Here is a 12,671-nt window from a genome sequence, read left to right as displayed (position 1 = left end):
AAACTTAATATTTTCTCCGCCTTTGATAATTTTGAACATTAGAATTTTATAAAATATGGCATCAGGCTTTTTTGCAATTTTGGATGATTTGGCAGCCTTAATAGACGATGTTGCGGTGGCAAGTAAAGTTGCAACTCAGAAAACGGCTGGTATTTTGGGAGATGATTTAGCCGTAAATGCTGAAAAAGCGACGGGATTTCAGTCTTCGCGTGAGATTCCAGTTTTGTGGGCGATCACCAAAGGTTCGTTCCTTAACAAGTTAATGATTGTGCCAGTCGCGCTTTTACTAAATGCTTTTTTTCCTGTGGTCATCAAATATGTTTTGATTGCTGGTGGTTGTTATCTCGCATTTGAGGGCATGGAAAAGATTTTTCATTTTTTATTCCATAAAAAAGAAGTCGAGCAAGAAACCACTAATATTACTCAGGTTTTAGAACAGAAACTGCCTGAGCAAGAGGAAAGGGCAAAAGTAAAAGCTGCGATTAGAACGGACTTTATTTTGTCAATTGAGATTGTGATTATTGCTTTGGGAACCGTCCTCAAGCAGCCTTTGGATGTACAAATTATTACAGTTTGTATTGTTTCTTTTTTGGCGACAATTGGTGTTTATGGTATTGTTGCTTTGATTGTCAGAATGGACGACGCCGGCTTTGTGTTGATTGATAAGTCGCACAATCGCGGAATTTTTTCAAAAATTGGACATTTCTTGGTAAGGCTTCTTCCCATTATCATTAAAGTTTTGGGCGTTGTCGGTACGATTGCTTTGTTGCTGGTGTCTGGTGGGATTTTTATGCATAATATAGATCATCTTCATGATTATCTTCCTCATATTCCAGATATCGTTAACGAAGCAGGACTTGGGATTATTGTCGGAAGTGTTATGGTTTTGTTGATAAGTTTGGGGCAGACTTTGGTTAAAGTTTTAAAAAAGACTTAAAAAGTTATAGAAAATAGATTGTGTAGTTTATTTTTATATTTTGCAAATGAAATCTAAATATTATTTTACTTTTTTGCTGGTGCTGATTTACCATTTCGCCTGTTGTCAAGCTTCTTCTAATTTTCAGGTTTTAGGAAAAACAAAGGGATTAAATGCCAAGTATATTTACTTTAGTTATGATGGTGTTGGTAACAAAAGAAAGTGGGATAGTATTCGAGTTAAAAACAATGAGTTTCGCTTTTCTGGATGTATTACAGAAAGTAAAAATGCTTTTATAACCATTCTTAAAAAAGATAGAGTCAGTGACCTCAATGATCCGAAAATTACAGAGAGAATTTTCATCGACCCCAATTCAACAATCAAAATTAATATTGATAATCCCTTAGATTTTCATACAGCAAAAATTAATGGTTCAAAATCAAATAGCCAGTATTATGAATACAAAAAACTAAAAGGCAATAGTGATTCAATTGATGTAACAAAAAACTATATCAATCAGAATTTTAATTCTTATGTTGGTTTGTATCTTATCAAACAAAACATCGATAATTTTTCATACAATGAATTAAATAATTTTTATGAAAACTTAAGTGCCGATTTAAAAAATAGTGAATATGGAAAATATTTATTAGAATATAAATCGAAATTAGAAAATTCAATAGTTGGAAAAAATGCTATTAATTTTTCAACGCTTGATGTGCATGGAAATAATTTGTCGCTTTCAGATTTTCGTGGAAAATATGTGTTGCTTGATTTTTGGGCAAGTTGGTGTAAGCCTTGTCGTGAAAATAATCCTAAACTTATCCAAATTTTCAACAAGTATAAAAAAGAAGATCTTATAATTATAGGGATTGCGCTAGATGCGAAAACTGACGAACAATGGCGAAAAGCAATAGAAAAAGATCAAACAGAAATATTTTTCCATACAAACGATATCAACAACACAATTAGTGATTTGTATGCTATACCATATATACCTGTTCAGATCTTAATCGATAAAAATGGTTTAATTCTACACAGATATGATGATGTTTCTGAACCAATTGAAAATATCGAATCTGACTTGAAAGAAATATTTAAATATTAGATGTTTTTAAAATAAACAAAATCGGCAGCTCCTAATGAGACTGCCGATTTTTTCGTAAATATCAAATGTAGTGTATTGTTAAGAACCGCCACCAACGCGACTTTGTTCTTCAAATTTGGTTTGTTTGGTTGCACCTTTTATATTGTTGTTTCCGAATTTGTAAGTCACAGAAAGGTTAACATTTTGTGACAAACCTTTGTACTTAAAATTCGATGTAAAGTTAGAGTAGACCTCTCGACCTCGATAAGCTTGCGTGTTAAAAATATCATTGATATTCATGTTGATCATCAAATTCTTTTGTAGAAGATTAAGCTTGAGTCCAGCATAAAGATTATTACTGAAATTAATATCCGAGTTGCCTTGTTTGCTTGGCAAGTCCATCCAATAACCTAATGTCAATGCGAAATTTTTGTCTTTTCTCAAATAAAAACTATTGTTGATATTAAGGTTGGCGCCAAAGCTTGCTGGGAAAAGGCTAACGTCAGTTCTTGTCGTTGTCGCTTGGTTATAAAAACCTGTTAGGAACATATTGGACTCTAACCAACGGAATTTATTAAAGTTATAATTCACGCTCATTCCCGTTTGATTTTCGTTGTAGAAATTCTCTGTGGTCGTGAATTTGTTTCCGTTTTCAATTTTCTGAATTCTGTCCCAAGAATCCGCTGTATGTGTGAAGTAAAGTGTTGTCGTAAAATTGTTTTTAAAAACATAACTCAACTCTACATTATCCGAAAAAGAGGGCTTCAGATATTGATTTCCTACATAATATTCGTAATCCGAAGTGTAAGTTTTGGACGGATTAAGATTTCCAAAATATGGACGTCGTATTCTTCGCGAATAATTAAGTGACATGGTGTTGTTATCGTCCGCTTTGTAGCTAACATAAGCTGTTGGGAAGAATTTTCCGTAAGAACTTTCTACGCTGGCATTGTCCGCTTTGGATGTGCCATCCAGTTTTGTATACTCATAACGAAGTCCAAATTTTCCGTCCCATTTTTCAGCGATTTTAAAACTTGTAGAAAAATAAGCAGCATAATTTTTTTCATGATAAAGAAAGGCATTACTGCGCAACGGATTATATTGCTCTTGTCCATTGTCGATATCAAAAAATTGGTTGTCTGAATCGTTTTTAATGTTGGTATATTTAATACCAGCTTCCGTTTTTAACTTCGAAAAATTCTTTTCTAAATCAACTTGACCAGAGTAAACATTGTACATATTATCATTATAGTTATTGGCTTCTTTTTCGGTGTTTTGGAAAGTTTTTACATTGTTAATTAAAGCCGTTTTATTTGATAATAAATTCCCAGAAAAGCTCAATTTGCTGCCAAGACTATCCAATTTGACATCATAAAAAGCCGTTGCATAATGATTATTGTTGTTATTATGGTTTAGGTTGTTTGAGATAAATTCCGATGAAACGCCATTTTGTAAGGTACGAACATGATTTTCGCTGATGTTGTAAGGATTTGAAAACGAATAGTTATAATTAAAACCAATTAGGTTTTTGTCATTTAATTTGTATTCCGTTTTAATGTTGGCGTTTTTGTAGCGGTAATTTCCCCAATAACTTCCGTCAGAATTCCAGTATTGATCTTCTCCAACACTATAATTATGACTTTTTTGTGTCCAAATATTTTCGCCCATACTTCCAGATGTCGACACCGAAAGTTTTTTGCCTTGATAATTAAATGTTGCGCCATCTCTCCAATTGGCAACTTTGCTCACACTTCCAGAAGTCTGTAGAGACGCATTCCAACCAATGCTTGTATTTTTTTTAAGTACAATATTGATAAGTCCACTTTTGCCTTCTGCAGCATATTTTGAAGGTGGTGTTGTAATCACTTCGATTTTGGCAATGTCGTCAGAACGGAGGTTTTTTAGGTAATTAATTAACTCTTGACCAGACAGATTAAGAAGTCGATCATTGACCATTACGGCAACGCTGCTTTTCCCAGCAATGCTGATGGCGTCGTCCGTTGTACGAATCATTGGCGTTTTGGAAAGTGCTTCGACAGCGTCAACACCTTGTGAAGCAACAGAATTTTCGACATTAAAAACCAAACGGTCAACTTTTCGCTCTATCAACTTTTTGCCAGTTGCTACAACGGTCACACCTTCAATTTGTTTTTCCGACGCTGGTTGAGATGGCATTTGGATATTTTTATGAATCGTCCCTTGTACCTGAACATCTTCGCTGAAGATACTTTTTTGATCTTTAAAGATTTCTAATTTGTAAGTTCCATTTTCTGGAAGTTGAAGCGCAAATTGTCCATTTTCTGAGCTGATGCTCGAATATTTTTTATCTTTTTGTGAAGCTACTATTTCTACAAAAGAAAGACTTGTATTGTTATTGTCGGTTAATTTGCCTTCGATCTTTTGACCAAAAGTTAAAATTCCGATTAAATTGACTAACAAGATGCTTGCTTTTTTCATAACACTAATTTTATAGTTATGACAAGCAGAAACGGATTCTTGTTACATCAAAATTTTAAATATTTTTAAAATTATTTTTAAATATTTGAAAATGAGCGCTTTAAAAATGAAAATTATTTTTGATAATTCTCCTTTTTAATCTGATAAATGAAGTTAAGTTTTGGACTTTCACCAAAATATTCGACCAATTGTTCGTCGATTTTTTCTGCGCCAAGTCTTGTTAAAGAAATTTGAGAACGCAAATTTTCGGCACCAATATGGAAAATTACAGTATCAACAAATTGAAAAATATAATCCATCATCACTTTTTTTGCAACATGATTAAGTCCAGTTCCCCAAAACTTTGTTCCATAAAAAGTATAACCAATTAAGATGCTTTTTTCGTTTTCGTTATAATCGTAAAAGCGCGAACTTCCTGCTAGTTCGCCCGACTTTTTATCATAGATTTTGAACGCGCCGCCACTTTGGATTGCCCCTTCGAAAAAGTTCTGGAAAACTTCTCTTTTGTAACGATCAGGATTGGGATGTTGTGCCCAAATTTCCTTTTCGGACGCTACTTTATACAAAGCTTCGAAATCCTCCTTTTGGAGTGGTTCCAAAATTACAATGTCATTTTCTAATCGTGGTTGCAGTGAGAATTTCATAATTATTGATAGCGTTTGTGTTCTTTATTTTTTGAAAATCTTTTTGTAATAGGCTTAAACAAAGTTCGGTATTTTTCGATGTCAAATAATTGCGAATCGGTCAAAGCTTTGTAGGTCAACCAAACCCCAAATGGGAACAAAACCATATTCGGGAACCATGTTGCCAAATAAGGATCCAATTGTCCCTTCCAAGAAAGGTTTTCGACACTCAAATTGATAACATAGAAAATAATGAAAATTATAATCGCAATAACAACTGGAAGTCCCATTCCTCCTTTTCGGATAATTGAACCAAGACTCGCACCAATCATAAAGAATATAATACAAGTCACAGAATACGAGAATATTCTTTGTTGATAAATGACGACTTTGTTTCGGAATTTTTTCATTTCCAAAACTTGTTCTTGAGACATTTTGTTATTGTCTCGGAGATTATTCAATTTGCTGTAAGCGTTATAATAAACTTCGAGTCTTTTTTCTGGTCCAAGCTTATCTCCTGTAAAGTTAGGTTCGGGATTGACTTTAACTTTATTATTGGGATTGTCAAGATACTGAACATAAGAGTTGACATTCATCATCGATTGATTCGCGATACTGGTCACGCTTATTTTGTTGCTTTCATCAGACTTTTTCAAGGTTTCGTTAACTTCGAAATAGTTTTGAAAACGATAATCGTCCGTGATTTTTTCACTTTCAATCGCTTTGTTGATAATATCACTAATGTCAATATGAAAAGCTAAAGAGTCAAATTTAATCGACTGATTCGGTTGGTTAAGTCTATCGTTATACGCTTTGTTGGCGATATCATCTTCGTAGATATAACCGTTATAAAGGACAAGCTTCAAATAATTAGGATCTGGCGCTTTTGCAAAACGACCGCTTTTGGCAATGATTGTTTGCTGATTTTCGTAAGAGTTGGCATTTTTATGAAGAAAAACACCTTCTAGATTTTGTTTGTTTTCGCCGGTAATCTTATCAAATTTAACCGAAAAACCTGACATTTGATCAATAAAAACGCCTGGCGTAAAGTTGAGAGCTGGCTTACTAGAAACGATGTTAAACAACATATTCTTCGCCTTCCTCTGAAAGTCGGGAATAACATTATTAGAAAAGATAAATAAGACAAATGATAACATGGACACCGTAATGAAAAGTGGCATCATTACACGTGTTAAGCTAATTCCGGCAGCCTTCATCGCAGCAAGTTCGTAACGCTCACCAAAATCTCCAAAAGTCATAATGGAAGAGAGCAGGATTGTGAGAGGCAAAACCATTTGCACAACGCTGGCACTCATGTAGAATAGGAATTTGATAATTTCCCAATAGGTCAATCCTTTGCCTGTGAATTGCGACATCTGCACCCAAATAATATTGACAATGAAGATGAAAAACAGGACACTAAAAATAAAAAGAAATGGCCCGAAAAAGGTGTTGATGATATATTTGTCTAGCTTTTTCAAATGGAAAAATAATCTAATTTGACGTCAAAAATACAGCAAAAAAGTCATAATGCGAAAGACATTATGACTTTTTATAATTAAGCGCCTATTTAATAATTTTAGCATTAAAATTAAAACAAGCTCTAAACTTTAACACAGAATTAAAGTTCTGTGATTAAATATTTAGCATATTTGGATTTGTCGAAGCTGAAAAGGCTTGACGACAAGGTTTGATTTTCTTTATAATCGCTGATGCTAATTGTTGCCAATTGGTTGTTGGTTGCGATTTGTTCTAGCTTAACCAATTTTTTCTGCACTGTATTAACATAGAGATTAACTTGCTTAAGACCATTATCTTTAACAGGCGTCATTTTGATGTAATCGACAGATTGTCCGCCAATACTTTTTTTGCCACCATAGGTTACATCGTAATCTTTTTTATAAGATTCTAAATAACTAAGCGGCGAAAACATCACATCACTGTCATTAGGTTTTGCAATGGTAACTTCTTTGTCAGAATCGTTGATGTTGTAGACTTTGCTACCGTCAAAAATCTGTTCTATACCCATGATTTTTAACTTATACTTATCATCGCTAGAATAGAAGATTCCTGTCTCTGCTTTGGTTACTGTACCAGATCCCGAACCATAAGTAAATTTGAAGTAGGTATTCTTTTTACTTTTATAATTCGAGGTTACAGCATCCAAAATGCTTTGAGATTTTTGGTCAATTTTTTGCGCAAAAGACATCCCAAAAGTGAATAATGAAATCCCCACCAATGTTGTCTTTTCTAATAATTTTTTCATTTTATTCTTTTCTAGTTCGTATATTTTTAGATGCTTCTATATTTTAGAAGTTAAAATCTAAACATACAATTGTATGCCAAACCTCAGAAATAGGACAAAAAATTAGTTTTATTTAATTGTCACAGAGCCAGAGCTGCTTTCTTTAACATTTTTGGTTTGTAAGTCGCCACGTTTTAGGACAACAATATCAGCGCTAGATGATGCACTTCCTGTTACAGAATTACGAACGCCAACTTTGATACCAGCCGACGAAGAAGCTTGTAACATAGCACTGTCTGTCGTAAATTCTGCAGCTTCCAAATCTCCTGATGACGATGCTTGTGCATTAAGACTTTCCGAACGTCCTTTTATGCTAATCGTTCCTGATGATGATACTTGGGCATCTACACTTTTCGCTATAACTTGACCAGAGTAACTTCCGCTGCTGCCAGCTTGGATGCTAACGCTAGATGCGTCAAAACTTCCGCCAATACTTCCTGAACTAGAAACGGCAATGTCCATTCTGTCTGACTTGAAGCTGTCTACTACTTTAATAGAAGAACTAGAAGAAGCCGAAATTTTGCTGAAATCTTTGGCATAAACTTTCACTTTAACACGATTGGTAGAAAGATTTCTTACACCTTTTGCAATACGAATAACTGCAGCTGAACCTTCTTGCACAACTTCAATTTGGTCAATAATGTCAGATGGTGCGTTAACCACGATTTTTTCTGTGTTAGATTTTACAACTTCAACAGACAAAGAATTAGAAGATTTAATTTCATCAAAATCGAAAGTATAAGTTTTGTCAGTCAAAGCACCTTTGCCTTCATTACTTCCGAAGTTAATACCACCAACGGTGAAAGAAGATTCGCCGTTCGACTTTGAGTAGCTACAAGCGCTTAGACTAAGGCTAAGACCTAATAAGATAGCGCAGATTTTATTTGTTTTCATAGTGAGATATTTTTGTTGTTATATTTAGTTAGACAACTCGAAATGCCGTTTTGTTACATTTAATTTTAAAAATTTAAAATAATTTATAAAATCATAACTTTGAAAGTCGAAAAACAACAAGAAAACAAACTATGGACATCAAAAAATTAAAAGCGTTTTTTTACTTAGGAGGCTTTTATCTGCTAATTTCATTTTTGCTGAGATTGGTCTTCTTTTTTCATCCAATAACCACTAGCAGCTTTGGCTTTTTCGAGAGTCTAGGCATTCTGTTAGTCGGTGCGATTAGCGATATTTTTGTATTTAGTATTGCGTCAGTATTTTTGGTGATTTACTTTTTATTTTTATCCAATTCTAAATACAATAAACCTTGGGGCTACATTATTTTTGGACTTTTGGTCGCTTTTGTATTGTACATTGCCTTTGTCCCAAATAATATTTTCAACCAATATGGAGGCTCTGTTGCAGAGATAGCTTTAATTTTTGTTGGTTTAAAAACGATTTTGTTTGGCTTGTTGTTGTTTGTTCCAAATCAAAGACAAAGGTTCCGAAATATTCTGTATTTCATTACTTTGTTTTTGTATGTGTTTTTAATCATTCAAAATGCGGTTAGCGAATACTTTTTCTGGAATGAATTTGGGGTTCGTTACAACTTTATCGCGGTCGATTATTTAATCTATACCAACGAAGTTATTGGTAATATAATGGAGTCTTATCCTGTGGTTCCGTTGTTTTCGGTGATTATTGCGATTGCCATAGGTGTTACGATTTTCATTTATAAAAAAACAAAATCGGAGCTGATAATACTCCCAAATTTTGTGCAAAAAATGCTCTTTGTTGTGACTTATGTTGTATTGTTTGGAGTGAGTCTTTTCGCGATTGGTCAGCTTAAAAAAATACATTATCAAAATACTTTTTCGGAAGAAATTAAAAGCAATGGTTTGGAGAAATTCTATACGGCATTTAATACTAAAGAATTGGACTTTGTTAAATTCTATCCAAGCTTAGGAATAGAACAAGCAGAAAAATTGTTTTTAAGTCAATATGAACCACCAGAATTACGTCGCCCAGTTGTTGGTGATTCGGCGGAAATTCATAAAAATGTGGTTTTAATTTCGATTGAAAGTCTTTCTGCAGATTTCCTAAAACATTATGGCAACGAGCAAAATATCACACCGTTTTTGGACAGTTTGGCAACTAAAAGTATGATGTTTACCAATCTTTATGCAACAGGAAATCGTACAGTTCGTGGTTTGGAAGCATTAACGCTTTGTATTCCGCCAACTGCTGGAGAAAGTGTTGTAAAACGTGAGGATAACAAGAATAAATTTACGACAGGGTCGGTTTTCCAATCGAAAGGTTATCAAGTTAAATACTTGTATGGTGGCGATTCTTACTTTGATAATATGAAAGATTTCTTTGGCGGAAATGGTTACGATATTGTTGATAGAGCAGCCTTTAAACCAGAAGAAATTACATTTGCGAATATTTGGGGCGTTAGTGATGAGGATATGGCGAAAAAAGCAATCCAAACGATGAATGCCGAAGCCAAGTCTGGCAAGCCTTTCTTTAACCATTGGATGACGGTTAGTAACCACCGACCTTTCACCTATCCAGATGGACGAATCGACATTTCGGGAAGTGCAAAATCACGCGAAGGTGGTGTTAAATACACTGATTATTCGATTAAGAAGTTTTTCGAAATGGCAAAAAAACAAGATTGGTACAAGAATACAATTTTTGTAATCGTGTCTGACCATTGTGCGTCGTCTGCTGGTAAAACAGAATTGCCGATGGATAAATACAGGATTCCTGCACTTATTTTCTCGGAAGGTCTTGTGCAACCAAAAGAGGTGAGCACTTTGATGTCTCAGATTGACCTGATGCCGACTTTGTTTGGCTTAATGAATTTCAATTACGAAAGTCAGTTTTTGGGGCAAGATATTTTTAAATCAAATTATCAACCGCGCGCTTTTATTGCGACTTATCAGGATTTAGGTTTAATAAAAGATAATGTTTTGACGATTATTTCTCCGACAAAGAAAGTGAAACAATATGATCTAAAAGCTCAAAAAAATACAATTCCTGAAATCTATAATCCTTATTTTGATGAGATTCCGAGAACAAAAATCGATGAGAAGTTGAAAGATGAAACCATTGCAACCTACGAAGCCACCTCGTATTGGTTAAAAAATAAAAAGCTGAATAAGGTTGTTTCAAAATAATTTTTATTACATTTACAAAAATTTAACATAAGGATGAAAAACTTGTTATTTTTATTAGGTTTAGGGATAGGCGTTATGACTTTCGCACAATCGGGTCCACCAGCTGGTGACGCAAAAGTAGGAGAGTATTACGGCAAAGATGTTAACGCAGCAACGGCAAAAAAAGCGATTAGCGTTAAAGATCTTAATAAGAAATTATCCAAAGAAGCTAAAGTTGAAAATGTTGCTGTAAAAGGCACTGTTACTGAAGTTTGTCCTAAAAAAGGATGTTGGGTAAAACTAAAATCTGATGATGGCAAAGATTTCTTTGTTAAAATGAAAGATTATGGATTCTTCGTTCCGATGGCCTTGGTTGGTAAAACTGTTGTGCTAGAAGGAAATGCTGAAAGCAAAACAAGTTCTGTAAACGAGCTAAAACATTATGCAGAAGACGCGAAAAAATCTCAAGAAGAAATTGACGCTATTAAAGATCCAAAAACAGAAACACGCTTTTTAGCAAGTGCTATTAAAGTCGTGAAATAATCAACACCGACCAATCACAATTATTATATTGTAAAGCGCCTTTCGACATCTGTTGAAGGCGCTTATTTTTTTGTGCTCCCTTTCTAAATATGTTCATATTTTTTTTTACATTTAAATATGCTTATTTCAAATCTTTAACAAGATTATAAGTATGACGCTCGCGGAATAAAAAGATATAAGCTTCTGCCAACTAGATATGCGAACGAGACGCTCGCACGATAATGGCCTATAAAAGGCTTTGGATAACATTGTATTGGCAAAATGATGTATTGACAGAATGTTAAATATAACAATAATTAACCGCCGCTGCTTTTCATATTGTTTTTTTTTATAATTTAGTTGCATGAAAAAGCATCGGCTTGGTTTGGTCAGATCTGAACGTTTTGTTCATATTAGCCCGCACTGCGCCAATACTTTTACGTTAGCCGCAATCATCATGTTCAACCTAAGTACATACGTAATGAAAAATCCACCTGCACCAGCAGATGGATTGTGTATTGTTGGCAAAGCTACTTTACTTCACTTCCACCCAAAAAGAATAAACTCCACGAGTCTTACAGATTCTTTTACCTTTGCGGGTAATACATTTTCTGCAAATTCTCATGTAAGTCTTCCCATTTTCAGTTTTAAACTCCATTGTACAAATACCGGTTTTTAAAAAATATGGTTAGACAAATATGAAAGTTCTTGAGTTCGTACCTCAGGAACTTTTTTTATTTCTAGCAAAGAACATCTATTCCTCATCTAGTCTGGTGCCTAGAATCTTTCTTTCATCAACATGGTTTCTTTTCACCAATATGTATTACAAAAATAGAAATAGAAATTTTAAAAAGAAAATTCAAATGTCCGATAATGCCTAAAACTGGGTTAATGTTTTAAAAAGTTTTCCACATAATTCGCTAACCTTTGATTAACAGTGTTTTAGCAAAATTTTTAATTGCTATTTGTGAGAAAGTATCACTTGATAATTAAACTTTGTTTTATAAGTATTTTAAAATCAATATGATACATTTAAACGATTTTTGAATTTTATAATTAAAATTTCACTTCAGTATTTTGTTTTAGCTTGTAATCATGAAAGTTTCAAGAGTTTCCAACAAGGTTTATGTATTGTTTTTAGCTGATTTTACATATTTATGGTAGAAGTTTCATAAGTTTTGCGGCAAGGAGTGCTTGGTATAAAGATGGAGTAACGTTTAATATTTTCATGTTAGTTTATCAAGGATAAACTTTTGACGTTTTGTTAGTAATTGGCCTTTGTGGGTGTTTTACCTGTTTTGATTATATTAATTAAATTAGCGTGGTATTCGTGCCAGTGTGAGTTTGTTTTGAATAATAAATTCTTTGCAATCCTGATTTTAACTTCTAAAAATAGAAATAAAATTGTTTTCTAGAATTAATAATTTTAAGATTTTAATAATTGTCATTATAGCCTTATCTTTACGCCAAATTTTATTAAAATGATAGACTGGAAAACAGTTAAAGAATACGACGATATCACCTACAAAAAATGTGGTGGCGTTGCGAGAATCGCCTTTAATAGACCAGAAGTTAGAAATGCTTTTCGTCCCAAAACAACTTCAGAATTGTATGATGCTTTTTTTGATGCTTCGGAAGATCCATCGATAGGCGTTGTGTTGTTGTC

At 33.7% G+C, this 12,671-nt stretch carries 11 protein-coding genes; 6 read left to right on the top strand and 5 right to left on the bottom strand.

Annotated features, from left to right (window positions below; all coding sequences use genetic code 11):
- Nucleotides 1-55: 55 nt before the first annotated feature.
- Entirely contained in the window at nt 56-937 is an 882-nt protein-coding gene (locus tag Q1V95_RS02145; RefSeq protein WP_300669790.1) for a DUF808 family protein, read from the top strand.
- Nucleotides 938-983: 46 nt separating this feature from the next.
- Nucleotides 984-2,024: a TlpA disulfide reductase family protein gene (locus Q1V95_RS02140; protein ID WP_300669788.1), complete on the top strand. Its 1,041-nt coding sequence runs from the start codon at nt 984-986 to the stop codon at nt 2,022-2,024.
- 78 nt (nt 2,025-2,102) lie between these two features.
- Here the strand turns inward: Q1V95_RS02140 and Q1V95_RS02135 are convergent, their stop codons facing one another.
- From Q1V95_RS02135 to Q1V95_RS02115, 5 genes are all read right to left on the bottom strand, one after another.
- On the bottom strand, nt 2,103-4,460 hold the full coding sequence (locus Q1V95_RS02135; RefSeq protein ID WP_300669786.1) for a TonB-dependent receptor: 2,358 nt from the start codon (nt 4,458-4,460) through the stop codon (nt 2,103-2,105).
- A 113-nt stretch (nt 4,461-4,573) separates the two neighbouring features.
- Complete coding sequence (locus Q1V95_RS02130) at nt 4,574-5,104, bottom strand: GNAT family N-acetyltransferase (protein WP_300669784.1); 531 nt, start codon at nt 5,102-5,104, stop codon at nt 4,574-4,576.
- A 2-nt stretch (nt 5,105-5,106) separates the two neighbouring features.
- Nucleotides 5,107-6,582 (bottom strand): LptF/LptG family permease, encoded by a 1,476-nt coding sequence (locus Q1V95_RS02125; protein WP_300669934.1) that lies wholly within the window; start codon nt 6,580-6,582, stop codon nt 5,107-5,109.
- Nucleotides 6,583-6,704: 122 nt separating this feature from the next.
- A complete protein-coding gene (locus Q1V95_RS02120; RefSeq protein ID WP_300669782.1) occupies nt 6,705-7,349 on the bottom strand; it encodes an outer membrane lipoprotein carrier protein LolA in 645 nt (214 codons plus the stop codon).
- A 108-nt stretch (nt 7,350-7,457) separates the two neighbouring features.
- Nucleotides 7,458-8,282, bottom strand: coding sequence for a DUF2807 domain-containing protein (locus Q1V95_RS02115; protein ID WP_300669780.1), 825 nt, complete (start codon nt 8,280-8,282; stop codon nt 7,458-7,460).
- Nucleotides 8,283-8,413: 131 nt separating this feature from the next.
- Between Q1V95_RS02115 and Q1V95_RS02110 the strand changes: the two genes are divergently transcribed.
- From Q1V95_RS02110 to Q1V95_RS02095, 4 genes are all read left to right on the top strand, one after another.
- Nucleotides 8,414-10,504: an LTA synthase family protein gene (locus Q1V95_RS02110; protein ID WP_300669778.1), complete on the top strand. Its 2,091-nt coding sequence runs from the start codon at nt 8,414-8,416 to the stop codon at nt 10,502-10,504.
- Between the two features lie 33 nt (nt 10,505-10,537).
- Nucleotides 10,538-11,026, top strand: coding sequence for a DUF4920 domain-containing protein (locus Q1V95_RS02105; RefSeq protein ID WP_300669776.1), 489 nt, complete (start codon nt 10,538-10,540; stop codon nt 11,024-11,026).
- Nucleotides 11,027-11,486: 460 nt separating this feature from the next.
- Entirely contained in the window at nt 11,487-11,684 is a 198-nt protein-coding gene (locus Q1V95_RS02100) for a hypothetical protein (protein ID WP_300669774.1), read from the top strand.
- Between the two features lie 802 nt (nt 11,685-12,486).
- A partial coding sequence (locus Q1V95_RS02095; protein WP_300669773.1) for an enoyl-CoA hydratase-related protein occupies nt 12,487-12,671 on the top strand: 185 nt, incomplete at its 3' end.

This window comes from Soonwooa sp. (genome assembly GCF_030151385.1).
Classification (GTDB): Bacteria; Bacteroidota; Bacteroidia; order Flavobacteriales; family Weeksellaceae; genus Soonwooa.
This window is presented reverse-complemented; position numbering and strand designations above follow the sequence as displayed.